At 42.3% G+C, this 26,565-nt stretch carries 14 protein-coding genes; 8 read left to right on the top strand and 6 right to left on the bottom strand.

Features of this window, described 5'->3' with window-relative positions:
- Positions 1 to 94 precede the first annotated feature (94 nt).
- From ABMY45_RS22250 to ABMY45_RS22235, 4 genes are all read left to right on the top strand, one after another.
- On the top strand, positions 95 to 1,144 hold the full coding sequence (locus tag ABMY45_RS22250; protein WP_206472338.1) for an OmpA family protein: 1,050 nt from the start codon (positions 95 to 97) through the stop codon (positions 1,142 to 1,144).
- 310 nt (positions 1,145 to 1,454) lie between these two features.
- Complete coding sequence (acnB, locus tag ABMY45_RS22245) at positions 1,455 to 4,052, top strand: bifunctional aconitate hydratase 2/2-methylisocitrate dehydratase (RefSeq protein ID WP_206472319.1); 2,598 nt, start codon at positions 1,455 to 1,457, stop codon at positions 4,050 to 4,052.
- Positions 4,053 to 4,297: 245 nt separating this feature from the next.
- Positions 4,298 to 4,930 (top strand): 2OG-Fe dioxygenase family protein, encoded by a 633-nt coding sequence (locus ABMY45_RS22240; protein WP_010604322.1) that lies wholly within the window; start codon positions 4,298 to 4,300, stop codon positions 4,928 to 4,930.
- A gap of 9 nt (positions 4,931 to 4,939) precedes the next feature.
- Complete coding sequence (locus ABMY45_RS22235; protein WP_010604323.1) at positions 4,940 to 6,175, top strand: cysteine desulfurase-like protein; 1,236 nt, start codon at positions 4,940 to 4,942, stop codon at positions 6,173 to 6,175.
- 33 nt (positions 6,176 to 6,208) lie between these two features.
- Here ABMY45_RS22235 and ABMY45_RS22230 read toward each other — a convergent pair whose 3' ends face one another.
- The 6 genes from ABMY45_RS22230 to glnA form a co-directional block, all read right to left on the bottom strand.
- Complete coding sequence (locus tag ABMY45_RS22230; protein ID WP_227387619.1) at positions 6,209 to 6,670, bottom strand: cyclic nucleotide-binding domain-containing protein; 462 nt, start codon at positions 6,668 to 6,670, stop codon at positions 6,209 to 6,211.
- 125 nt (positions 6,671 to 6,795) lie between these two features.
- Positions 6,796 to 7,821, bottom strand: coding sequence for a tetratricopeptide repeat protein (locus ABMY45_RS22225; protein ID WP_211867469.1), 1,026 nt, complete (start codon positions 7,819 to 7,821; stop codon positions 6,796 to 6,798).
- 145 nt (positions 7,822 to 7,966) lie between these two features.
- Complete coding sequence (gene ntrC / locus ABMY45_RS22220) at positions 7,967 to 9,364, bottom strand: nitrogen regulation protein NR(I) (RefSeq protein WP_010374447.1); 1,398 nt, start codon at positions 9,362 to 9,364, stop codon at positions 7,967 to 7,969.
- Positions 9,361 to 10,443 (bottom strand): nitrogen regulation protein NR(II), encoded by a 1,083-nt coding sequence (gene glnL / locus ABMY45_RS22215; protein ID WP_174171038.1) that lies wholly within the window; start codon positions 10,441 to 10,443, stop codon positions 9,361 to 9,363. Before glnL ends, ntrC begins: the two co-directional genes overlap by 4 nt.
- Before the next feature lie 547 nt (positions 10,444 to 10,990).
- Positions 10,991 to 11,497: a DUF4124 domain-containing protein gene (locus ABMY45_RS22210; protein ID WP_010604328.1), complete on the bottom strand. Its 507-nt coding sequence runs from the start codon at positions 11,495 to 11,497 to the stop codon at positions 10,991 to 10,993.
- A gap of 266 nt (positions 11,498 to 11,763) precedes the next feature.
- Complete coding sequence (glnA, locus tag ABMY45_RS22205; RefSeq protein ID WP_010604329.1) at positions 11,764 to 13,170, bottom strand: glutamate--ammonia ligase; 1,407 nt, start codon at positions 13,168 to 13,170, stop codon at positions 11,764 to 11,766.
- A gap of 924 nt (positions 13,171 to 14,094) precedes the next feature.
- On the opposite strand from glnA, the gene ABMY45_RS22200 reads away from it, so the two are divergent.
- From ABMY45_RS22200 to ABMY45_RS22185, 4 genes are read left to right on the top strand one after another with little or no spacing between them, the layout of a single operon-like run.
- The gene (locus ABMY45_RS22200) at positions 14,095 to 16,278 is read left to right on the top strand and encodes a penicillin acylase family protein (RefSeq protein WP_158299088.1); all 2,184 of its coding nucleotides are present in this window, start codon (positions 14,095 to 14,097) and stop codon (positions 16,276 to 16,278) included.
- Positions 16,279 to 16,306: 28 nt separating this feature from the next.
- A complete protein-coding gene (locus ABMY45_RS22195; RefSeq protein ID WP_010604331.1) occupies positions 16,307 to 18,037 on the top strand; it encodes a cyclic peptide export ABC transporter in 1,731 nt (576 codons plus the stop codon).
- Entirely contained in the window at positions 18,027 to 21,164 is a 3,138-nt protein-coding gene (locus ABMY45_RS22190; protein ID WP_010604332.1) for a non-ribosomal peptide synthetase, read from the top strand. The genes ABMY45_RS22195 and ABMY45_RS22190 overlap by 11 nt, the downstream gene beginning before the upstream one ends.
- Positions 21,154 to 26,559, top strand: coding sequence for an SDR family NAD(P)-dependent oxidoreductase (locus ABMY45_RS22185; protein ID WP_349289517.1), 5,406 nt, complete (start codon positions 21,154 to 21,156; stop codon positions 26,557 to 26,559). Before ABMY45_RS22190 ends, ABMY45_RS22185 begins: the two co-directional genes overlap by 11 nt.
- Positions 26,560 to 26,565: the final 6 nt, after the last annotated feature.

The raw sequence follows: 26,565 nt of genomic DNA, 5'->3' as shown, positions 1-26,565 counted from the left end.
ATATTATCTATGCAACGTAATCAGTAGACGCATTTTCTGGTAGACTATCCGAGTCAATACTCAATGCGTTAACTAACAGAGATGGGAAGGAATGATGAAAATTAAAACTTTGAGCTTACTAGTTGCGATGGCAGTAACAGCCAATGCAAATGCAAACACCACTGAACCTACTGAAGGTGTATATCTTGGTGTATTCGGTGATTACTATGATGCTGACTGGCAAAATCACCGTGATATGGCTGGCTTAGACGTAGAAGAGTCTACTGGTTGGGGTGCTGAAATCGGCTACCGTTTTGATAAATATTGGAGTGGTCGTCTTGAGTATGCAGACATGGATTTTGATCTTGGTGGGATCAGCAATGGTTCACTAGACGCAGAGCGTTATGGTATCGATGGTTTATATCACTTTGATGGTGGCCCATTCTATGGTCTAGTGGGTATCAAAAAGATGAATCTGGACGTCATTTCAGATAACACTTTTGCTAACGTTGGTGCTGGTGTTCGTCACTACTTCACCGATCACTTGTTCGTGAATGCAGAAGCGGCAGTTTACCAAGGCTTAGAAGCAGGTTTTACTGATGTTGGCGGTAAAATTGGTATCAACTACTCATTCGGTAGCGCTGGTAAAACGGAAGAAGTTGCACCTGCTCCGGCACCTGTAGTTGCAGAAGCACCACAAGACAGTGATAAAGACGGTGTTGTGGATAGCGAAGACAAATGTGCCAATACACCAATGACCGATGCTGTTGATGCGTCAGGTTGTACTCTATATGAAACGAATGAAGACAAAGTAAATCTACTGGTTCGTTTCCCGCACGATGATGCTTCTTTCTCACAGCAATATGTTGATGATATCAACGCGGTTGCTAAGTTTTTAAAAGAACATAAAAATGCAGATGTAGTGATTGAAGGTCACGCATCAGCAGTAGGTGATGCGGATTACAACCAAAAGCTTTCTGAGCGCCGCGCGAAAAACGTTGCTGAGAAACTCGTAGATATGGGTATTGATTCAATGCGTATTACCACAGTAGGCTACGGTGAAGAGCGTTTGAAAAACCCAGCTAATACGCTTGAAGCGCATGCTGAAAACCGTCGCGTAGAAGCGCACGTTTCTTCTAAAGAGAAAGTAAAAGTTAAGCGTTAATTTTTACTTAGCTTATGCAAAAAGGCTCCTTCAGGAGCCTTTTTTAATCCCACCAAGCGTACCTTTTCGCAAAATTAAAATGATTCTCGTTTGACTAATATTCATCAAAATATACTTGTTTCGGTATGCTTATTCATTGTATTTATAGTGACTATAAGGCGAGGTATCGCATGCAAGATTTTCATCTATACTCAAAGACCTTATAATTGTTCATTATATTTTATGGTCAAGGGAATGGTTCAGGCGATTGCATCAATAATCGCAGCCAGATCATTTACTTGTCTGTCCACGTCACCAAGAGGGCAATATTGTGCTTCAAGAATATCGTAAACACGTAGAAGAGCGTGCCGCGCAAGGTATCGTGCCTAAGCCGTTAGACGCGCAGCAAACTGCTGACCTTATCGAATTACTAAAAACTCCACCTGCAGGTGAAGAAGAGTTCATCGTTGATCTATTTATCAATCGTGTACCGCCAGGTGTAGATGATGCCGCTTACGTAAAAGCAGGCTTTTTGGCTGCAGTAGCGAAAGGCGAAGCTGAATCACCACTCATTTCAAAAGAGTATGCAGCTGAACTACTTGGCACTATGCTTGGTGGTTACAACATCGCGCCTATGATCGACCTACTAGACGATGCCGCTATCGCGCCAATCGTTGCTAAAGGTTTGTCTCACACGCTACTGATGTTTGACGCATTCTACGATGTAGAAGAAAAAGCAAAAGCAGGCAATGAGTTTGCTAAGCAAGTGATTGAGTCATGGGCAAATGCAGAATGGTTTCTTGAGAAGCCAGCCGTTGCAGACAAGATTTCAGTGACTGTATTCAAAGTAACGGGTGAGACAAATACAGATGACTTGTCTCCAGCACCAGATGCTTGGTCTCGTCCAGATATCCCATTACACGCACTGGCTATGCTTAAAAACGAGCGTGACGGTATCAACCCTGATAAGCCAGGTGAAGTAGGTCCAATTGCACAACTGGAAGAGCTTAATGGTAAAGGTTTACCGCTAGCGTACGTAGGTGACGTTGTTGGTACAGGCTCATCTCGTAAATCTGCAACTAACTCCGTACTTTGGTTCATGGGTGATGACATTCCATTCGTACCAAACAAGCGCGTTGGCGGTGTGTGTCTAGGTGGTAAAATTGCGCCAATCTTCTTCAATACCATGGAAGATTCAGGTGCACTACCGATTGAGCTTCCAGTTGACGAACTAAATATGGGCGACCAAATCGACATCTTCCCATACGAAGGTGTGGTTAAGCGTCACGGTACTGACGAAGTTATCTCAACGTTCTCACTGAAATCAGACGTAATTCTTGATGAAGTGCGTGCTGGTGGCCGTATTCCATTGATCATCGGTCGTGGTCTAACTGATAAAGCTCGTGCTTCACTAGGCCTAGAAGCTGAAGATATCTTCCGTAAGCCTAAGTTAGTGGCTGATTCTGGTAAAGGCTTTACGCTTGCACAGAAGATGGTTGGTAAAGCATGTAACATGGCAGGTGTACGCCCAGGTCAATACTGTGAGCCAACAATGACAACAGTAGGTTCTCAGGATACTACGGGTCCAATGACGCGTGATGAGCTTAAAGATCTTGCTTGTCTTGGCTTCTCTGCTGACCTTACAATGCAGTCATTCTGTCATACCTCAGCTTATCCTAAGCCAATCGATGTAAACACACACCACACACTTCCTGATTTCATCATGAACCGTGGCGGTGTATCACTACGCCCTGGTGACGGTGTTATCCACTCATGGCTAAACCGTATGCTACTTCCAGATACAGTAGGTACAGGTGGTGACTCACATACTCGTTTCCCGTTAGGTATTTCATTCCCAGCCGGTTCAGGTGCAGTAGCGTTTGCAGCAGCAACGGGCGTAATGCCGTTGGATATGCCTGAGTCAATCCTTGTTCGTTTTAAAGGTGAAATGCAGCCGGGTATCACATTACGTGACCTAGTACACGCTATCCCTTACTATGCAATCCAGCAAGGTCTATTGACGGTTGAGAAAAAAGGTAAGATCAACGAATTCTCTGGTCGCATCCTTGAAATCGAAGGTGTTGAGCATTTAACGGTTGAGCAAGCGTTCGAGCTATCTGACGCATCTGCAGAGCGTAGTGCGGCAGGTTGTACTGTTAAGCTTTCACAAGCGTCTATCGAAGAGTACCTAAACTCTAATATCGTGATGCTTAAGTGGATGATCTCTGAAGGCTATGGTGATGTACGTACCATTGAGCGTCGTATCACTAAGATGGAAGAGTGGCTAGCGAATCCTGAGCTAATGACTGCTGACGCGGATGCAGAATACGCGCACACCATTGAGATTGATCTTGCTGATATCAAAGAGCCAATCCTTTGTGCACCAAATGACCCTGATGACGCTCGTCTACTTTCAGCGGTAACTGGTGAGAAGATCGACGAAGTATTCATCGGCTCTTGTATGACTAACATCGGTCACTTCCGTGCAGCTGGTAAACTACTGGATAATTTCGGTGGTCGTCTACCAACGCAACTATGGGTTGCTCCGCCAACGAAGATGGACCGCGATCAGTTAACTGACGAAGGTTACTACGGTATTTACGGTCGTGTAGGTGCACGTATCGAAACTCCAGGATGTTCACTATGTATGGGTAACCAGGCACGTGTTGCTGATAAAGCAACGGTTGTTTCTACCTCGACTCGTAACTTCCCTAACCGTTTAGGTACAGGTGCAAACGTATTCCTTGCATCAGCAGAGCTTGCAGCGGTAGCTGCTATTCTTGGTAAACTACCAACACCTGCTGAATATCAAGAGTATGCAGAGAAGATCAATGCAACGGCTGCGGACACTTACCGTTACTTGAACTTCCATAAGATGCCTCAGTACACTAAAAAGGCAGACTCAGTGATCATTCAACAAGCGGTTTAATTACTCGCTCTAGAATACATTGAAAGAAAAAAGCCAGCGCATGCTGGCTTTTTTTATGCACATAAAGCACTCAAGTTAAATGGTGTTATCAAGCATTATTTTAAACCTAGATAAGTAATCTATTAAAATGGCTATAAGTGGGTTTTTATTGCGTTTTGGTTGTTAAAATCCCGTTTTTTTAAACAGTAATTTTCTCTGGTTTTATTAGAATTGTCGGCAAATTCTCATCAATGGGCGAGAGGATCATGACAACAGTAAACAACCAGAATTTATTACAACTACGCTTTTTACCGCAGTCACATATCGACGCAGTTAAGCCTTTTTTCAATCAACTTCCAGATAACCCTTATGCCGATGGTGCATTCAGAAAGCGCCGTTACTCTGTGGTTAAATTCACTGACGGTGAAGTAACATTGCAGCCGACGAAAGCTTTCGTGCAAGACGACTCAATTAATACTTTCCAAGGTAATATTGAGCGTGTTTACGAAAACCTTGAGCAGGACATGTTAAACACCGATGGCTTTAAGCATATGCTTGCTGAATTTAAAGCCATGACGGGAATTGCAGACGATACCAGCATAGAAGTGCATCAGTTTCGCATGTTAGCGATTGAAAGCGATACCCCTCCTGCGCCAGAAGGTGTGCACCAAGATGGCTTTGACCATGTCTGTGTCTGCGGTGTTTCTCACGAAAATATCGCCGGTGGCGAGCTATTGGTATATGAGCACAAAGAAGCTGAGCCCTGTTTCAAAATGGAAATCAAAGATGGTTTATTTGCACTGGTGAATGACCGTGAAGTGTGGCATAACGCAACACCGATGAACAAGCTAGATGCCGAGCAAGTCGGTTACCTAGACTGCTTCGTATTTACAGCCTAAGAGGGTAGTATGGATTTAAATCTAGTGCGTCGTCAGTTCCCTGCGCTTATGCAAAGTATTGGTGGAGCCACGCCAATTTTCCTTGATGGCCCGGGTGGCTCTCAAGTACCGCAATCCGTGTTGAGCGCGATGTCTGCTTACCTTGGTTATTTTAACTCTAACTTAGGTGGTGCATTTTTCTCAAGCGATAAGACCGTCAGTTTGATGAGTGAAGCGCGCCAAGCGGTTGCGGACTTACTCAATGCGCCAAGTGCAGATCAAATTGTATTTGGTGCCAACATGACTAGCTTAACCTTTAGCTTTAGCCGTGCGCTATCTCGCGAATGGCAAGCAGGTGATGAAGTCATTGTGACCAATGCCGATCACTATTCAAACGTTTCTTCATGGCGTCAAGCTGCCGAAGATAAAGGTGCGACGGTACATGCGGTGCGTATTAATGAAACCGATTGCACGCTTGATCTTGCGCATTTTGAATCACTACTAAATGCCAAGACTAAGTTAGTTGCGGTGACGTATGCATCGAATACAACGGGCTCAATCAACGATATCAAACGCATTGTGGAGCTTGCGCACCAAGTTGGTGCATTGGTATATGTTGATGCTGTGCATTATGCACCTCATGAGCTAATCGATGTACAAGGTTTGGATTGCGACTTCCTTGCGTGCTCTGCTTATAAGTTCTTTGGTCCGCATGTGGGCATTGTTTATGGTAAGCGTGAGCATTTAGAAGGTTTTACTCCGTATAAGGTGGAGCCGGCAAAAGACATTATCCCAGGCCGCTGGGAAACTGGTACGCAGAGTTTCGAAGGACTAGCGGGTGTTGTTGCGGCGATTGACTACATTGCTTCACTTAGCGAGATGAGTGCAGATACACCACGCCGTGAGAAACTGGTTGAGGCGTTTGCACGCACAAAAGCGCATGAGATGCAGCTTAGCCAGCACTTCTTAACGCGTTTAGCCGAATTTAAAAAGATTAAACTTTTTGGTATCGAGTCACGTGAGCGACTCGCTGAGCGTACACCAACGTTTGCTTTGACATTTGATGGCATCGAGCCACGTACCGTGTCGGAATTCTTAGGTAAAAAGCACATGTGCGTATGGGATGGTAATTTCTACGCCCAAGGGCTTTGCGAGCAGCTAGGGGTGATGGATAAAGGTGGGGTTGTTCGCATCGGTTGTATGCATTACAACACCATAGAAGAACTAGATAGCTTGTTTGATGCATTTAGTGAGTTGTTAGCATAATACAAAGTGGGAGCTACGGCTCCCACTGCTCATTTAGGTTTCTTGCCCTTCAATAAATGCATTGAGCTTAGCAATGCGATGGCTCATACCTTCAATGAGCTTATCTTTGATTTTTTCCCGGATCACATTGGGCAAGCGTGTTAATGCATCTGGGGTTATCGCCAATATGATGCTGTCTTTTAACGCTTGTGCGCTAGTGCTGCGTTCTCGGTTAGTGATAAATGCACCTTCACCTAAAAACTCTCCAGGACCAACTTTACCTAAATCATGGGCCGCATCTTGTTTAAAAATCAAAAACTCACCGCTTAATATAATATACAGGCGATTGTCTTTTTCAAAGCGTTTGAAAGCATGACGCTCTTGTTGCACCAGATATAAGTGACCAAAAGACTCAAGCAATACCTGGCGCTCGGCAAGCGTAAACTCTTTAAAAAACGCTAAGCGATTGATGATCTCTAGTTGTTTAAACAGTGGCACATTTTCAAGTAACTTCATGCAAACTATTCACAAATCAAACTTATTCTTGAATATTGCGTGCTTTTGACTTTCTCGTCAATGATTACCCCCCATTTGCAGGTTGATTCTGAGGTATGAATACAAGCTGCTGTGAATAAATCAACTCACCAGTTGCAGTTGAGTAACTTTTTGACCCATACAGGAGCTGCTTTTAAACTACTCAGTGAAAACGCGTTTTGCTTAAATGCTGATGCATCTAGACGCACATTCATTGGTACAGCTAAGTGTGTTTTTAATAATCGCTTCAAGCCTAAGTCATCTATTTTCAAAAAAGATGCCGCTAACTTGGCTTTTTCTGATCCGTTGAGGTGGCTTCCTTGGGAAAACGCCTGTCCTGCTTTTATCCAGTCAAGATAAGCCGATCGAGACTCATTTAAGTAATCCTCTGTTAGTGCTTGTAATCTAGGCTGGAGGCGTTGATAAAGGACTTCATCTTTGCTTAACACCGCGACGAGTAGAAGATTGAGACCGGAATTTAAAACGGCTGACTTGACTGTGGCTAGCTGGAAAAGTTCAAAAGCATGCTGAAGGGCTGATTTTGCATCTGTTAAGTTATTGGCATCTAGATGCAGCACCCCTAAGTTGTTGTAGATAGAAGCCATGGCTATATTATCAGGGAGTTGCTCTGCGACCTTGATTGCTTGAGCGTAAATGGCGCTTGCTTTTGGGTATCGTCCTTGTTCTCTGAGTGTATTTGCTTGTCCATTTAATACCCTCAGCTGTTGCTTCAAATTAGTTGTGTATTTAAGTGCGCAAGTATAGGCTTGTGTGGCGTCTTCCAGGCGATTTGCACGTCTAAGCAAAGTTGCGGATAAAAAGGTGATTTGGAAAAGCTCGCCTCGAAACTCAGCAGTCTGAGAAAGCTCAAAAAGCCGTGCCACAGGCTGTTGCGCAACATCATTGTTTCGCAGCAGCATTAGTGCTGTAGCTTCTAAAAGCTGTCTTTTGATATATTGAGCTTTATTCGTTTGCCTGTCTGGCTCAACCTGCTGAATGATTTGTAAAGCACGAGCAGGGTCTTTGTTGAGAAAATACTCGGCTCTATCATATTCATAGGTATGCTCTACCTTAGCTTCTCCCGCACCTAAAGCACTTGAGATTATTATTAAAGCGACTATAAAAGATGACACACTAGCACTATTTAACTGGACCTAACTTAGAGAGTGTAGACTGTTCTGATGGATTTTTAAAGTCACTTATATATCATTAGGTTAAGTTGTTTTTCTGACTTGATTGCTGCCCACGTAGCGGAACTATGTGACTCAAGCAATCGAGTCAGTCCTGAATATTTCTCTCTTTTAGTTTTCTGGTCAATGTATTGCGTCCCCAACCTATCTTTAACGCCGCATCTTGCTTATGACCATGACAGGCATTGAGTGCGGATTTGATCAGTCGTGTTTCTAATTGTGCCTGTACATCGGGCCAAATATGGTCTTTTCCTTTACGTAACTCTGAGTCTAACCAAGTTTGGAATGCGTCCAGCCAATTGCCATGCTCTAAGGCGTCAATCTGTTGTGGCTTTTCTAGCTCTTCGGGAAGATCCGCAGGGGTGACAAGTTCACCCGGGGCCATTACCGTTAACCAACGGCAGGTGTTTTCCAATTGCCTAACGTTGCCAGGCCAATGATACGCCTGCATTTTTTGCAGAGCATGTTTGGAGATGATTTTTGGCTCGGCTTTTAGCTCCTTTGCGCTTTTTGCAAGAAAGTGATCGCACAGGGCGGCGATATCTTCAGGGCGTTCACGTAAGGCTGGTAGTTTTAACCTGACGACATTGAGGCGGTGAAATAAGTCTTCACGGAATTTACCTTGCTTGACCAGTGTCTCTAAGTCTTGATGGGTAGCCGCGACGATACGGACATCGACCTTCACGCTGTTGTGGCCACCAACCCGATAAAACTCACCATCGGCGAGTACGCGCAATAGCCGAGTCTGCACGTCCAGTGGCATATCACCGATTTCATCTAAAAATAGGGTGCCGCCATCGGCTTGCTCAAAGCGGCCACGGCGCATGCTGTCAGCACCGGTAAAAGCGCCTTTTTCATGGCCGAACAACTCAGACTCGACGAGATCTTTGGGGATGGCGGCCATATTGAGCGCGATAAAAGAAGCCTCTTTGCGCGGGCTGTGATTGTGCAGCGCGCCTGCCACAAGCTCTTTACCCGTGCCTGATTCGCCGTTAATCAATACACTCATGCTTGAAGCGGAAAGTTTACCGATGGCGCGGAACACTTCCTGCATCGCTGGGGCTTCACCAATAATGTCGGGGCTATTGGCTTTTTCACTTTGGCGCTTTTGCTTTTTAGTTTGCTGGCCTGCACGAAATGCACGTTGCACAAGGGAAACGGCCTCGTTTAAGTCGAAAGGTTTGGCGAGATATTCAAACGCCCCTTTTTTAAATGCGTTGACCGCAGAATCCAAGTCCGAGTGTGCGGTCATAATGATCACCGGCAAGTTTGGGTAGAGCCCTGCAATTTTATCTAACAAGGCCATGCCATCGATACCTGGCATACGTACATCTGAGATCAGCACTGCGGGTTGCTCATATTCAAGCGCGGTCAATACATCTTGACCACTGGCGAAGCTCTCGGTTTCAAACTCAGCTCGCTTTAATGCCTTTTCTAAAACAAATCGGATTGAAGCGTCATCATCGACTAACCAAACTGATTTCATTGCACGTTTCCTGTTTCGGTGTTGTCAAAGGGAAGGTAGATACTGAACTCAGTGTGTCCTGGCCAACTATCGCATTCGATAAATCCTTGGTGTTGCTCTACCAAAGTTTGCGCGATAGAGAGCCCAAGTCCAGAGCCTCCTTCTTTATTCGTGATCATCGGAAAGAACAATGTCTCTTTTACCTCATCGGCGATCCCTGGACCGTTGTCGCTGATACGGATGAGTAATGCTTTTTTCAATAGTCGCTCACCATGATGAAGACGGTGTTTAATACGCGTTGTTATGGTGATCGTACCGTCATGCTGTAGCGCTTGTTGAGCATTGCGTAGCATATTCAGCAGAACCTGCTGAATTTTGGCTTGATCTATCACGATAGCCGGAATACTGGGATCATAATCTTTTACCAAGGTGATATCGGCATCGCGCTCCAAGGTGGTTAACTTTATCACCGATTCTAACGCCTGATGGATATTACACGGCTCTTTTTGTGGTAACTGATTGGGTCCAAGCAGTTTATCTACCAACTCGCGTAATCTATCTGCTTGCTCAATAATGAGCGTGGCACATTCTTCCCGTTCTTGTTGATCAGTTTCATACTGCAATAATTGCGCCGCACCGCGGATCCCACCAAGTGGATTTTTTATTTCATGGGCAAGACTGCGAATGAGGTTTCGAGCTGCTTGAAATTGGTGCATTTGATTGGATGCTTGGTCATAACGCAGGGCATCATCAACACGGCGACATTCCACTAAAATGAACGCCTCTTCTGCAAGGTAAACTCGTCTGGCATGCAGACTTAGTGTCGCAACACGATTATCTACAAACACCACGTCTACCCTGTGTTGCTGGCAGTCTACACCATCTTGTAGCACGTATTTAGAGAGCCGTGGCAAGTCTATATGATGATGATTAAACACACTATCAACCGCCAGCCCAACAAGCCGTTTAGTGCTGAGTCCCAGTAGTTCACTACTGCTGTAATTGGCATAGTGGATCATTAAATTTTGATCGAGCACTAAAATCGCGGTTGAGAGAGATTGCCAAACTTTATCCAAGTCAATCGAGTTATGTTGATCCATATATGTTCACCGTGCACCAATGTGGTGCAATGAGAATAGCATAGCTTTGCATCCATTGGATTAAATTATTACCTGAGCTCAGAAACTAGGGGTTTTCGAACTCGTATCCTAAACTTGGTATTAATAAAGCATGCCAACTTTAAGGTGCCCACATTATTAATGCTTTGTTTCAAAAAATACATCTAGCTTGTGCTTGCGGGGGGAGCCTTTTTGTCACGTTCTGCATGAGTGGTTGTGACTTTCAAGGCGCTAGGTATGTTACCGAGTATACGGGTTGCTTTCCTCCTTACACCGCTAATTTACATCGGGCTACGAATGGCGAGAAAACCACCCTTACAGGCGTAATGCGGGTCGTTCAACCTAACTGGCGAGATAAATATCTACTGCAAACAAAGGCTGAAGTCTACTATCAAATCCAGGTGGGTGAGCAAAGGTTGTGGATTGAACACAATGAAATGTCGAGTTTGGCCTCCTCAATAGCAGGAGGGATGAGTATGGTGTGTTTGCAACTACTGGTTAAAAGTCAGTGTAGGTAAGCAATATCGCTCTAATTATTCACGGTATTGCGGTGCAAAAAGAACTTATGAGCATCGCTTTGGGCGACTAACATACCTTTTTGATTAAACACTTTCATAACCAAAGAGTGCTCGCCACGATTGATACCACGCAAAGAAAACTGAGTATTACTTTGTTTTGGCCCTGTGGCTGTTCCGTTGAGAAAGAGTTGCACGCTTAGTCCTTGGGTAAATCTTGGCTCTATGGTGCCAGTTACGTATACACTGCCACTATTATCACGGATTGTTTGCTCATGCTCAGGAGAAGTGATTTTAGCTGTATATTGAATCGTTGGTGTTGTATCCGTTTGTTCGAGAATTTTAGTATCAACACTTGGCATGGTTAAAGCGCTGGCGTTGAGTTTGACTTCTTTTGAACCTGGTTGCGGTACATCCGAATAGACCCAATGGCCGTTTTTGTCTTTCCAGCGATAGATTTTTGGATTGGACTCTGCTGCAGCATCAATGCTTGTTAGGGTTAGCGTCATGCTAACCGACATTATAAGAAACCACTGACGCACCACAACTCTCCACAGTAAACTACTGTTCATACTTTAGTATAGTGTTGTTGGAATTGCGAGTTACAAATGAGTAACTCCGATAATAAATTTATTCGAGATATTTAATTTAACCTTTTGAATTAAATTAAAAAAGCCCGTAATTACGGGCTTGAGAACACATATGATTAAGAGTGCCAGAAACGCATAATGAGTTTTGGCTCTACAAGCTCAATACCGCGGTACTGAGCGTAGTAGTCTGTTAGCGATTAAACGCTGTAGTACATTTCGAACTCAACTGGGTGAGTTGTCATGTTTAATTTTTCAACTTCTTTCGACTTAAGTGTGATGTACGCATCGATTAGGTCGTCAGTGAATACGCCACCTTGAGTTAAGAACTCACGGTCAGCATCTAGAGAAGCAAGCGCTTCGTCAAGTGATGCTGCAACTGTTGGGATTTCTGCTGCTTCTTCCGCTGGTAGGTCGTACAAATCTTTGTCCATTGCATCGCCAGGGTGGATCTTGTTGCGGATACCGTCAAGACCAGCCATCAACTGCGCTGCGAAAGCTAGGTATGGGTTAGCCGCAGGATCTGGGAAGCGTACTTCGATACGACGACCCTTTTCTGATGGGATCACCGGGATACGGATTGATGCTGAGCGGTTACGTGCTGAGTATGCAAGCATAACTGGCGCTTCAAACCCTGGTACTAGACGCTTATAAGAGTTTGTTGCTGGGTTAGTGAATGCATTGATTGCTTTAGCATGCTTAATGATACCACCAATGTAGTAAAGCGCTTCTTCAGATAGACCGCCGTACTTGTCGCCTGCGAAGATGTTCTTGCCGTCTTTAGCAAGTGATTGGTGGCAATGCATGCCTGAACCGTTATCACCAACGATTGGCTTAGGCATAAAGGTTGCTGTCTTACCGTATAGGTGAGCCATGTTGTGGATAACGTACTTCATCTCTTGGATTTCGTCTGCTTTAGTTACCATAGTATTAAAGCGAGTCGCAATCTCATTTTGACCAGCAGTTGCTACTTCGTGGTGGTGCGCTTCAACAACGTGGCCCATCTCTTCAAGTACTAAACAAGTAGCTGCACGCCAATCATTAGACGAATCTACCGGTGCTACTGGGAAGTAACCACCTTTTACGCCAGGACGGTGACCTGTGTTACCACCTTCGTAGTCTTTGTCTGAGTTCCAAGCCGCTTCTTCAGCATCAATTTTGTACATTGAGCCAGACATGTCAGTTTTAAATTTAACATCGTCAAACAAGAAGAACTCTGGCTCAGGACCGAATAATACGGTGTCTGCAATACCCGTTGAACGCATGAACTCTTCAGCGCGTTTAGCTACTGAACGTGGGTCACGCTCGTAACCTTGGTGTGTGTTTGGTTCAACCACGTCACAACGGACGATAAGGGTTGTTTCTTCTGCGAACGGGTCTAGCTTAGCACTTTCTGCGTCAGGCATAAGTACCATGTCAGATTCGTTGATGCCTTTCCAACCAGCGATAGATGAGCCATCAAACATTTTGCCGTCTTCAAAGAAGTCTTCATCGGCTTGATGATGCGGGATCGATACGTGTTGTTCTTTACCTTTTGTATCTGTGAAACGTAAGTCAACAAATTTTACGTCGTGCTCTTTAATAAAATCTAAAACCGATTGTGACATGTGTCCTCCGACTCGTTGGGTTATTTTTTGCTGCAATGTACTGCAATTGCACCTTGATAAGCGTTAATCGTGCCAATTGTTTAACTGTTTGATTTTTAGTGATTTATTTAAATTCACTGATCTGTGAACGGATGTTTTGCACTAAATTGGTGCGTAAGTGTTCCATGGTGGTGCGTAATATTTTTCCTGACAACGACACTTTCCATTTCTGTTGTAGTTGATATTGATTAAATGCTCAAGGTATCAAGATATCGAATAGCTAAAAATTGCTCGAGTATATTCAGTTGTCTGCACTAATGGTGGTCTGGTATTGAGCAGAAAATTGAAATTAATTTCTAAATTTATAGAAAAAATACATTCTAAATATTGCATATAAAGCACCTTTCTTTAGGTATTTAATCGAAACTTTTCTTTGCTCATTAACTGCTTCTTAGATTAATTTTTACATCTTTTGTTTATATACGCTAACACCAAAGAGCCCGCATTTTATAGGCGACTTTTTGTTCACCATTTATTTGTCTGTATTTAGGTGAATGATACTGCATGTGAGGAAGTTGTATGTACATTATGCAATTTTGTATTTCTCAATTGTGTCCTGTGTGTTAATTGTGTTAATCGAGTTAATTTTTGTTTTGTTTTTTGTGTTGATCGGTTTCATTTTTTGGGTACTATGTACCTGATATTAATAAGTTGAGTCTAATGTTAAAGGGGCTACTTGATGCACTCTAATAGGCTAAATTTTCGTTTGTTACTGTTGATATGCAAGGAAGAAGTAAGGTGTTTTCTCGAGAGTCATTAGCATTAAGATTTGTTATTTTAGTATTTATTCCCCTCATTATAATCATCTCTTATTTTTACTTAGACGAGAGAGAAACTTTACCTCTGGATAATATAACATTAAGCGATAGCGCTTTGAGTAACAAAGTGAGTATCTCTAGAGATAAGTACGGAGTTCCAAATATAAGCGCGAAAAGTGATCATGATGCTTTTTTCGCTATGGGATATGTTCAAGCTCAAGATCGGCTTTGGCAAATGGAGTTACAGCGCCGATTAATTAAAGGTACTTTGAGTGAGGTCTTTGGAGCATCAACAATTGAGCGTGATAAATATATGCGTACTTTGGGGCTTGCTGATGCTGCAAAAGAGGCGCTAAAAAGTTTAGGGAAGCGGGAAAAAGGCATCTTAGTTGCCTTCTCTGAAGGAGTGAATGCGTATATCAGAGATTCTGAAAACCTACCAATTGAGTTTAGGGTTTTTGGTGTCGTTGCTTCAAATTGGTCTCCTGAAGATTCATTAATGGTAGGTAAGCTACTTTCTTACTCTCTGAGTTTTGCTGCTAATTATGAACGCGCCAGAGTACAAGCTGCCGCTAAATTACCAGTGGACTATTTACACTCAATCTATCCAGAGCTTAATGATCAGCAATCTTTATCAGAGGATATATCACGTGTCGCTAAATTGGATGAGACGTTAAGCCAGTTAGCGAGTATCGAAGAAGCTTTATTGCTAGAGCATGGGATTGGAGGCAAATTTGCCGGGAGTAACGCTTGGGCAATTTCTGGGGAGTTAAGTGCTTCGGGCGATGCGATGTTGGCGAATGATCCTCATCTCTCTTTCCAAATGCCTTCATTATGGTATCGAGCGTCTTTGTTAGGCGGCGAAGTAAACGCATCAGGTATGACCATTCCAGGATTGCCTGTAATTGTATTTGGACATAATGCTCATATTGCTTGGGGCGGTACTAACATGCCCGCGGATACGCAAGATTTGGTCATAGTGGACCTTAATCGAGGAGGGAATTCTGCAGGAGAGAAAATTGTTCAAAGGGTAGAGGAGATCGCGGTTAAGGCTGACTTCCCAGCTCAATTTAGAAAAGCCCCAGAGACTATAAAACATACGGTTGCACAATCAAAATATGGGCCTATTCTAGATTATAGTGCTGGCGCGTCTCATGGGTATGCACTGAGATGGACAGCTTTAAATGACAGTGATACTTCTATTTCTGCCTTGATCGACCTGAATTATGCTTCTAATTGGGAAGAGTTCAGGAATGCGCTCCAGCTTCTTATCACGCCGACAATCAATTTTGTTTATGCAGATCGCCTAGGCAATATAGGCCTCAATAGCGCGGGTAAAGTTCCGCTTCGCAAAAAACATTCTGGAGCCATACCTGTTAATCAGTATGAGTTTGAATGGACTGGGTACATTCCTTGGGAAAGTATGCCAACGGAATTCAACCCTAAAAAAGGCTATATCATTAATGCCAACCAAAAACATGTCTCTGAGGATTATCCTTACTTCATTTCTATGGACTGGGCTCCTTCATATAGAGCGGAACGTATAGCATCTCTTATAGAAGGTGAGTTAAAGCGAGGACACAAACTTTCCATCGATACTTTCCGGAGTATTCAAGGTGATGTACTTGACTTAGGAGCGATAGATCTACTCAACCTTCTTAGAAATGACTATCCAAATCTGAAGCCTTTACTTGGTGAGCTACTACATTGGGACGGAGATTATAAATCTGACCCTGACGTTGGTGCTATATACCAAGTCATGATCAGAAATTTAAAAGTCAAATTATTCCATTCACAAAGTCTTGCTACACAATTTGGTGGCGGGCTAACCGCATCTAGTCTAACCGACAAACAGTTATTGCTCGCCTTACAAGACCATGAATTATGGTGTTCTGACACTTCAGAAAAATGTACAGATGAAATTAGGGATTCCTATCAAGCGACTTTAGTTGAACTTGAGCGTAAGTTTGGCGCTAGGCCGTGGTCATGGGGAGAGCTTGCGCCGAGAACTTTCGCGCATCAACCCTTTAGTGAAGCGGACTTTTCGAGACGAATTTTTGAGCGGCAGATCACTGGAGCTGGTTCATTAGATACCGTGAATGCCGCCGGTTATCGGTTTGATAGTGCTGATGGATATGAGCAGATATTTGGTGCTGGGTTTCGCCAAATTATGGTGTCGAGTAAGCAGGAAGGGTTTAAGTCTTGGTACATCAATTCAACGGGTCAGTCCGGCAATATCATGAGCCCACACTATGATGACATGATCGACTTATATGAAAGTAATCAATTAGTTACTGAAACACCGCAATAAATATAATAATTAATAAAAAGGAATTGTAATGAGGTTACTCTCCGAATTAGGAAAGACGGCGCCTAACTCTGTCTTTATTTCACTGTTGAGCGGCGCGATCGCAGGCCTTATCTACGCGTCGCTAGTTCCAGTTATTCTAATCGCAATTGAAGAGTTTAGCTATGTATTAGACGGCACCGCAGATTTTGTTGAGGTACTGGGCGTGCAAATAGCACATCCAAATTTAGCGCTGTTATTTTTAGGTATTTGCGCTGCGATTTTTATTTTGCAATCAGTGTCAATGATTGCATTACAAAAGTCAGCATTAATGCTTGCGAGTAATATCCGAAAAAGATTGTTTGAAAAGATTCTAGGGGCTCCAATCGAGAACCTTGAGTCAGTTGGAACTTCTAAATTACTCGTTGTATTAAGTACAGATATCAGTCGAATTATGATGGGGGCGCAAGCAGTTCCTGGTCTGTTAGTCAGTTCAGTTATTTTGTTAGGTGTATTTTTATATATCTACTTTTTAAGTATGGGGGCATTTCTATTTTTATTGGTTTGTTTAGTTGTTTCAGTTATTACCTATCAAATTCCTATCATCTATTCCATGAGGTTTTTTAATAAATCAAGACAAGAAACAGATGAACTTCAAAAATCATTTCGCTCTTTACTAATGGGAGCGAAAGAGTTGAAAGTTAATAATGTTAAGCGAGAGTCATTTATTAAAAATGAGTTGCTTAAAGCTGAAAATGAAATGCGTGAAACACTTACTAAAACGTATAACTATACAATCTTTGCTGAAAACTATGGGATGCTATTAACCTATCTAATTATCGCCGTTTTGGTTTTCTCTTTTGTTAATTACTACTCGATTGGTCATGGTGAATTACTGGGTATAGTTATGGTTCTGCTATATATATCCGGCCCAATTCGATGGATATTGCAATCAATAGCTCCAATTTATAGAGCTAATGCGTCATATAATAAAGTAGATCTGATTCTTGCATCTTTGTCTAAGGAGGTAGAGAGTGAATTAACCCCGGTTAGTAACTGGGAAAAAGTAACTTTCGATAATACTTGCTTTTCTTATAAAAAATCTAATTTTGAAGTTGGCCCAATTTCTTTTAGTTGTAGACGCGGAGAAATAACTTTTATTGTTGGAGGGAATGGCTCGGGTAAATCAACCTTCTGTAAGGTCGCTACACTTCATTATAGGGCAACATCAGGAAATATTATCTTTGATGATGTGAAAGTTGATGAAAGCAATATTGATAGTTATCGCCAGTCAATAAGTGTTATCTATAGTGATTATCACTTATTTGAAAAGCTGCATGGAATTGATTTAGAAAATAGTGATGTTATAGATGAAATTAATTATTGGTTAGTGAAGCTTAACCTCGATGAGAAGGTGTTTTTAGAAGGAGATGGATTCTCTACTTTAGAACTTTCAGATGGTCAAAAAAGAAGGTTAGCATTAATAGCTAGTATTGTAGAAGATAAAGATTTTTATTTATTTGATGAATGGGCTGCAGATCAAGATCCTCAATTTAGAGAGATTTTTTACAAAGAAATCCTACCTATTTTAAAGTCAAGAAATAAGTTGATTATAGTTATAACTCATGATGATAGATATTATAACTTATCAGATCAGCTCGTTCATTTAGATAAAGGAGAGGTTCAGCTAAGTGCTTCAAGGTTAAATTATGGCGAGGCTAAGGCTGAAAAATCAAATTTTAAAAACTCAGAAAATAATAAGGATAACGCATATGAGGTTTGATTTTTCTCTAGCGCAGAAGGATGTTTACTTCGATCAGCTACATTGTATTGGTAATGCTAAATATAATATTGGTGGATATGTTGATATAAGCTCGGCAAATGTCACATCTTTATTAGAAGCAAGTGATCAGGTTATAGCAAGTAACCCTATGTTTAGTTTGACTATTGAGCATGAGCATGATGGTCCCAAAGCAAGATTTGATAACGCTTTACATATTAAGTCTACGGTGGTTGATTATAGAGACGCTATTGAACCGATTAAGTCAGCGCAGGAGCTTGTGAAAGAAATATTTTCTCAGCCCTTTGATCTTAAGGGAAGATGCCTCTACAAAACTTATATCATTCAACTGACAGATCAAAGGATCTGGTTTGTAGGTGTAGCGCATCATTTGCTGATTGATGGCTGGGGGTTTGCGCTATGGGCTGAGGCACTTTCAAAAGCTTATGAATCAAAAGAATATCAGGTTAATGAGCACGCGCAGCAAAACTATTTTGAACAAGACTCAGTATACTTGGAGTCAGAACGGTATCAGAAAGATAAGGAATTTTGGAAGTCTTACTTGCATTGTTCTAAAAGGAATATACTTATTCCAAATAGGAAATTGGAATCGAAAAGCTCAAGTGAGAGAGTTGTTTTTTCAGTAGCGCGAGATAAGTATGAAAGCTTATTTTCAAACAAAGGGTTTCTAGCTAAGTCCCCTGGTACTGTATTTTTGTCTCTTGTTTTTATAATGTTCTCTAGACTATATAGAGAGCGTAATTTTAATGTAGGGTTACCAGCTCACAATCGAAAATCAGCGAAACAAAAGAATGATATAGCTCTATATACAAGTGTTAGCCCTATATCGCTAGCTTATACATCAGACACCTCATTTGATCAGTTTCTTAGCTATGTAGCTTCTGAGCAAAAAAAAATATATCGACATCAGAAATACCCAATTGGTCATATTGTTTCTGATATGGGCCCTGAAGCAAGAAGTGGTCTCTATGATGTGTGTGTGAACTTCTTAAAATTAAATAATAGTTGTCGCTTTGCTAAAGCGCATGCATCTTACCATTATATCGAAAACCCTTTCCAAACTACTCCTTTTAACTTAACCATTTGGGACAATGGAGAAGTGCAGCCTGTTGAACTACAGGTGGATTATCACATGGGGTACTTTTCAAAAGAGGAAATTGCACAGCTTTTAGAAATACTTTTTTCTCTTCTAGAACAAGTTTCAAATAATCCAGAGGTAAAACTCTCTGAATTAATGCTTACATCTGAGAAAAATAAATCGTTATCTCTGTCCGACACTGGACTTGATGAGGAAATACAACCATTTATTACCTTATTTTTGGAGCAAGTGCGGAAATCTCCGAATACCGTAGCTGTGTCGTGTCAAAACAGAGAACTTACTTATGAAGCCTTAGATCTTTCTTCAACGCGGCTTGCATTGAGATTCAAGGAAATCGGGGTCAAAGCCGGTGATCTCGTAGGGCTAATGCTTCATCGCTCAGAAAGAATGGTGGAAGCGATTGTAGCGCTGAGTAAAATTGGAGCTGGTTTTGTGCCGATGGATCCGAGCTATCCAGTTAGCCGCCTAAAGCATATGGCACATGACAGTAATATTTCATTGCTTGTCATCGATAGTGATTTCTCTGAGTTAGCATTTGAGCTAACAGATAAGATTTATATTGTAGAGTCACTTTGTGAAAATACCGCTGTTGAAATTGGCTCGACTACCGTAGCCAAAAACGATAGCACTGCTTATGTTATATATACCTCGGGCTCTACAGGTACGCCAAAAGGCGTTGAAATTTCGAATCTATCTTTAGCTAACTTTTTGCTCTCAATGAGGAAAAAACCAGGAATCAGCCGTGGAGATAGATTATTAGCCGTCACTCCATTTAGTTTTGATATATCTATTTTAGAACTATTACTTCCGTTAATAAGTGGAGCGACGGTCAAAGTATTTCCTTCACGTATAACCCATGATCTGCAAGGTTTGGTTGATGAAATTAACAAACCTGATACCAGCATCGTACAGATGACTCCTAGCGCATGGAAGTTGGTATTAGCTTCTGGCTGGCAAGGTAAACCTAGCTTAAAGGCGCTTGTGGGAGGAGAAGCTCTGCCACAGCATTTAGCAACTGAGCTAACAAGCAAGGTTGATGCGCTTTGGAATATGTATGGGCCAACTGAAACAACAATTTGGTCAAGCTGTATCCGAGTGGAAGAGAGTTGGAGTGTAAATTCAATAGGCCATCCAATCGCTAATACACAGATGGCAATTCTAGATAGCCAGCATAGCTTCATGCCTGTGGGTTGGACGGGTGAGTTATACATCAGTGGTAAGGGGTTGGCAAAAGGCTACTTTAATCAACCTGAGCTAACTGCTAGTCGCTTCATTAGTTGTAATGGAGAGCGTTGGTATAATACGGGAGATTTAGCGAAAATACAGGCAGATGGTAGTGTTGAATTTGTAGGACGAATAGATACTCAAGTTAAATTCCAAGGGTACAGAATAGAACTAGGTGAAATAGAGTCAATACTGAAAAAGTTACCGAATATCTCTGACGCAGTTGTTCTAATCAAGACATCTGACTCTGGTCATCAGTGTTTATGTGCTTACTATATCTCTGAAAATGATGAGTTATCCTCTGAACATTTGAGAGCCGCCGCTTCTGAATACCTTCCATTACATATGCTTCCAAGCCATTGGCAAGCACTTAAAGCGTTTCCTTTAACACCAAGTGGCAAACTAGATAGTAAGTCGCTTTCACTACCTTCGAGTTTTGCACAGGTAAGCACAACTGAAAATGAAGATCGTTTGATACAGGAGCTGGCAGCCGTTATTTGCCATCACCTTCAGATACCTCACCTTGATGCAGAGACAAACTTTTTTGATGCAGGAGCAAGATCCCAAGAAATGGTTGAGCTTGTGCCAAAGTTGAATGAAGCATTGAGTTTGTCACTAACTGTTGTCGATATGTTTAGTTATCCCTCACTTAACGCGCTGGCTCAAGTCATTGATGCCTCTGCGACCCGCAACTCCGAGGCAAAAAGCCGAACAGAGCAACTTCAATCAGGCAAATCAAGGCTTCAAAGAAGATTGAATACAAGGAAACAAGTCAATGAGTACTAATCAAAATTATCATGGTGCTGAAATCGCAGTCATAGGTATGTCTTCGCGATTCCCCAAAGTGAACTCGACACAAGAGTTTTGGCAATTGTTGCGAGAAGGCCGGTGTGGATTGTCAACATTCTCTTCTGAAGAGTTAGAGCGTGCAGGTGTGGATAGTGAGCTGATATCGCAAGACTCTTATGTTCCAGTTAAGGGGGTTGTGGAAAATGCGATGGCCTTCGACGCAGAGTTTTTTGGATATAGTGAGCGTGAAGCTATTTTAATGGATCCTCAATTGAGGCTCTATCATGAGACTGCTTGGCAAGCTCTTGAAGATGCTGGTTGTGGGAGAGAGACGTTAAATGAGAGGTTGCTGGGCGTTTTTGGTGGAGCTTCAGCAAACCCATTATGGACAGCTCAATTTAGCCAAGCCGCTTCTGAAGGTGGTGCACAAGCTTACGAGATAATTAATCTCGTTAGTCGAGACTTTTTTAATACTCGTTTGGCATACAAGTTCAATCTAAATGGTCCAGCTGTGACGGTACAGTCAGCTTGTTCAACAGGCTTAGTTGCAATTCACCAAGCTTGTCAAAGTCTGTTAAGTGGGGATAGTGATATTGCGTTAGCTGGAGCTGTTTCATTATCTACCAACCCAGCTTTAGTTGAACCAGATATACAAGGATATGTTTATCAAGAGGGAATGATCCTCGCTCCTGATGGTCAATGTAGGCCATTCGATGAAAGTGCTCAGGGGACGGTCTTGAGTGATGGAGTCGGGTTTGTCGTTTTAAAGCGACTACATGATGCAATTACCGATGGTGATCAAATTCATGCTGTTATTAAAGGTTCAGCAATTAATAACGATGGTAACAATAAAGTAGGATATACCGCACCAAGTGTTGCAGGCCAGCGAGATGTGTTAAGTACAGCACTACAGATTGCTGGTGTTGAGCCACAAGGCATCGGTTACATTGAAACTCATGGAACAGGAACAAAGCTGGGAGACCCTATAGAGGTGCAGGCTTTGAACCAAGTATATGGCGTTAATAGATCAACGCCTTGTTTAATTGGCTCAGTAAAAAGCAACTTTGGCCATTTAGATACCGCAGCAGGTATCGCTGGGTTTATTAAGGCGGTACTCGCTATAAAGCATGGCGGGATTCCAGCAAGCTTGCATTACAAGGATGCAAATCAGAAGTGCCAGTTTTCTGAATCTGGGCTAATGGTATCGGATCACTTCCAGCAATGGCCATCAGCAGGGGTAAAACGTGCCGGCGTCAGCTCGTTTGGGATTGGTGGAACAAACGCGCATATTATTTTAGAAGAGTATCGAAAACCCGCAATGGAATCAGTGCAACAAAGTGCTGCCTTTATTCCTGTTACTGGTCATTCTAAAGAGAGTCTACAACGTAACTTAGCCGCAATGCAGAGCTGGTTGCGGTCAAATACTAACGATTCACTATCTGCTGCTTATACTATGTTATTTAAGCGTTCAAAGCAGAGTATTAAGTCTGCACTTGTTCATGATGCCGACAATCAATACATAGCGACAGCGTTTAATAAGGAGCTGCACCCTGAATCACTGGTATTCATGTTTAGTGGTCAAGGCTCTCAATACTCTAAGATGGCACAATGGCTATATAAGAATGATACAAAATTTAGAGAAGTAGCAGAGTTATGCTCTACACACATAGATGAGCTCACAGGTGTTAATGTATGCGAATTACTTTGGGGAAATACTGAGCAGATAGCAAGTGACGAACAGTTACGAGCAACAAAACTTGCGCAACTTACACTGTTCACCGTTGAGTTTGCAATTGCTCAAAGTCTAATTGATAAAGGGTATCGGCCTAGTGCGTTAATTGGGCATAGTCTTGGTGAGTATGTTGCTGCGACAGTTGCTGGGGTATTCAGCCTTCAAGACGCGATAAAGGTAATTAGCGCTAGAGCCCAAATTATGTCTCGTGCTACGCCGGGGAAAATGATTGCAGTGAATGGCAGTTGGACTCAGTTTGACACGTCAAAGTGGTCGAATGTATCAATTGCGACTATTAATTCTGAAAAGAACTATGTTGTTGCTGGAGCAGTCCAGGATATTGAGATATTTATTTCAGATGCACGAAGCAATGGATTAGAAACTACAGAGCTCAATACATCAAGTGCATTTCACTCTTCATTAATGGATCCACTGTTAAGTGACTTTGAAGCTGAGTTCAAAGGGATTCAACTGAATACTCCCAATATGCCGATTATCTCAAATGTGACAGGTGATTGGGCAGGTGAGCAGGAACTATGTGATGCCTCTTATTGGGTTAAGCACTTGCGTCATACGGTTCAATTTCACAAAGGTATCAGCACGCTGTTGTCAGGACCAAGTCGAGCTTTTGTTGAAGTTGGTCCAGGTAATACGCTAGCCAACATTGTGTCACGCCATGGGCAATTAGAAAGTCAGAGTTTAGTCCTGCATACCACCCGCGCAAAAAGAAACGAAAAGAATGAACATACAGCATTCAATAAGTGTTTAGGGCAGCTTTATACGCTTGATATTGAACCTGATTGGAGCAGGGTACTTCAAGGTTTTAACAAGATCGCCGACCTTCCTCCTTATCAATTTGATAGCAAAGTTTATAAAACTCAGTTTTCAGGTTTTAGAGAAACGGCAGAAGAGGATGTTGAAGGATTTTATAAGCAACAGTGGAGTAAACAAGCGCTATCACTCCTATCACAGGATAGTGACAATAAAGGTAATATACTCGTTCTCGATGATAACAGTCATTTTTCCCAAAATATTATCAAGCAGTTAGAGTTGGAAACAGCAAGCACAATAACGACTGTTAGGGTTGGAGAAGTATTTAAGCGAGAGGATGAAAACCGCTACATTATGAGAGCGGAAATATTTGAAGATTATGAAAAGCTAGTTGCGGAATTAACGCGGTTAGTGACATTACCGACAAAAATTATCTCATTTTGGCCAAGTTTAAGCACTATTGACAACTATCATAGCATCCTCACATATCTCCATTTAGCAAGAGCATTCTCAAATGTCTCTTACCAAGATGAGATGAGTTGGTTTGCGATAACAACAGAAGCTTGTAACGTTACAGGTATAGAGTTGCTTAAACCCGAACAAGGGCTGGTGTACGGCACACTGAAAGTAATTTCTCAAGAGCATCAGAACATCTCAGCGCATCAAATTGACTTTGATAGTTCAAGTTTTAGTCAGTCTCAGTTACTTCCAATAATACGTTCTAAAAAATTGTCCACTGTAAGTGCGGTGCGAGGCAGAAATCTTTGGCAACCAGAGTTTCTAAAAATTGGCAAGGAGCTAGAAAAGAGCAGTTCACCTGTAGTTATTCGTGATAATGCGACTTATGTAATTACAGGTGGATTCGGAGGTGCAGGACAAGAACTTGCTCGTTATTTAGCGTCAACATATAAAGCTAACTTAGTGTTAGTGAGTCGAACAGACCGTTCATCTTCTCCTCTTATTGCTGAATTGAACTCCTATGGTGCCAATGTAACTTGCCTTGAGGCGGATGTAAGTACACCGCGATCAGCTCAAATAATTTGGGACAAAGCCGTCACTGAGTTTGGCCAAGTTAGCGGTGTATTTCACCTAGCGGGACTGCCAGGTGAAACGATGGTGATGAACCAAACAAATGAAATTGTGCATAAGGTACTAGCTGCAAAGCTGGGAACCGCCAACGCTTGGGTTGATATTTGCGAGCGTGAAGAGATGGAGTTCGTCGTACTATTTTCTTCGGTTACGGGGATTTTAGGTGGCATGGGTCAAAGTGACTATAGCTCAGCCAATGCTGGTTTGGATTGTATAGCAGAAGCAGCTCACAGTAGAGGTATAGATAGAGTTTTCAGTATTCGCTGGGATGCTTGGAAAGAAGCTGGAATGGCTGTAGAGGCATTAAATGGCAGAAGACGGATTACAGCGCATCAAACTCATCCACTGTTGGGCGATCAAATTATCAATGAGTCAGGCCAGACAGTCTACTGTAAGCAATTTCATACAGAGAGGGATTGGCCGCTTGCTGAGCATTGGGTTATGGGTTTACCAACGATTCCTGGTGCAACCTATTTGGAGATGGCTGCAGCTGCATTTCAGCATTCAACCCCTTCAAAGCACATCACTTTAAAAGACGTATACTTTTTATCTGGTGCAGCCCTATCTGCAGGAGATTGGTCTGATTTATATACCAACCTAACAGTCGATGGCAATGGTACTCAATTCGAAATTACGAGTTATCAGCCGAGTAATGAGTTGTACCAAATTCATGCGAAAGGGCAGGTAAGTGGAGTTTCGAGCGCGCAGCCAGAAAGCATGTCGATTAATGAGCTAATTAATTCAATTCAAGGAAGAGTATTCGACAATGTTTCTGGTGCTGCAGACCTTGGGGCTCAAGCTCTTGGTGTGAGCCGAAATGCAGAGCAGCACGATCAGTTGATGAAGTATGGTGAGAGATGGAACTGTTTTGAAAAGGTGTGGATCGGCGAGCGCTCAGGCCTAGCTAAAATGCACTTACCTGCACAGTTCGATACTGATATTAATGACTACAGTTTACATCCTGCCTTACTGGATTGCGCAACCTCTTATCTGAGAGCTTTTATTGATGGTGGCGTCTATATACCAATTAGCTATGCAAAGCTTACCCAATATTCGAAGCTAGAAGGTCAGTTTTATAGTTTTGTCGAGTTGCAGAGTCAGGACAGCAAATCGGGAGTCATGAGCTTTGATATTTGTTTACTCAGCTTAACAGGAGAGCAGCTAGTAACTATTTCAAATTTCACGATGAAGAAAATTGAAACAGACTTAGCTAGCTCTTCAAGTAAGGTAAGCAATATACCTCTTAGTGAATTTGTATATAAACATAAAGCGATGCCTGCAGGCATTGATAATAGTACTGCAATGAGTGTTATCGAACAGACATTAGCTCACCGTCAGCCAGTAACTTTGTATGCAGCATCGGATTTTATAAAACGCTATGAAAACTCCGCAGATGGTGACACTGGTTTATTCGACCTGAATGACGCGTTACCACAACAAACACGACCTAGACCTGATTTGGAAGTGGATTTTGTTGCAGCAAAAACTCCCACTCAAAAATCATTAGTGTCAATTTGGGAGCAAATGCTTGGATTAGAAAAAGTAGGGATTCAAGACGACTTCTTTGAGCTTGGTGGGGACTCTCTCGTTTTGATGCAGATCCATAAAAAAGTACAACAAACATTTGATGAAAAAATAGCGGTTGTTGAACTGTATAACTATCCGACAATTCAAAAACTCGCCGAATATATAGACTCTTCATCTAACGAAGATGACGATACTTTATCTCAGGTTTCTTCTCGAGTTGAGAAGAAAAAAGCAGCAGCCCTTCGCCGCAGAAAAAAACAACAAAAGGACTAACAGAAA

The sequence above is a fragment of the Pseudoalteromonas sp. XMcav11-Q genome (genome assembly GCF_040104525.1).
GTDB lineage: Bacteria > Pseudomonadota > Gammaproteobacteria > Enterobacterales > Alteromonadaceae > Pseudoalteromonas.
Note: the sequence above shows the minus strand (reverse complement) of the source record. Positions and strands in the feature narration are given on the sequence as shown.

Excerpts from the sequence above, each read along its gene's own strand:
- ABMY45_RS22230 (WP_227387619.1), bottom strand. The coding sequence starts at position 6,670 with ATGAAGTTACTTGAAAATGTGCCACTGTTTAAACAACTAGAGATCATC.
- ntrC (WP_010374447.1), bottom strand. The coding sequence starts at position 9,364 with ATGAAATCAGTTTGGTTAGTCGATGATGACGCTTCAATCCGATTTGTT.
- ABMY45_RS22210 (WP_010604328.1), bottom strand. The coding sequence starts at position 11,497 with ATGTCGGTTAGCATGACGCTAACCCTAACAAGCATTGATGCTGCAGCA.
- ABMY45_RS22235 (WP_010604323.1), top strand. The coding sequence starts at position 4,940 with ATGGATTTAAATCTAGTGCGTCGTCAGTTCCCTGCGCTTATGCAAAGT.
- glnL (WP_174171038.1), bottom strand. The coding sequence starts at position 10,443 with ATGGATCAACATAACTCGATTGACTTGGATAAAGTTTGGCAATCTCTC.
- ABMY45_RS22195 (WP_010604331.1), top strand. The coding sequence starts at position 16,307 with ATGAGGTTACTCTCCGAATTAGGAAAGACGGCGCCTAACTCTGTCTTT.
- ABMY45_RS22240 (WP_010604322.1), top strand. The coding sequence starts at position 4,298 with ATGACAACAGTAAACAACCAGAATTTATTACAACTACGCTTTTTACCG.
- ABMY45_RS22250 (WP_206472338.1), top strand. The coding sequence starts at position 95 with ATGAAAATTAAAACTTTGAGCTTACTAGTTGCGATGGCAGTAACAGCC.
- ABMY45_RS22190 (WP_010604332.1), top strand. The coding sequence starts at position 18,027 with ATGAGGTTTGATTTTTCTCTAGCGCAGAAGGATGTTTACTTCGATCAG.
- ABMY45_RS22185 (WP_349289517.1), top strand. The coding sequence starts at position 21,154 with ATGAGTACTAATCAAAATTATCATGGTGCTGAAATCGCAGTCATAGGT.
- glnA (WP_010604329.1), bottom strand. The coding sequence starts at position 13,170 with ATGTCACAATCGGTTTTAGATTTTATTAAAGAGCACGACGTAAAATTT.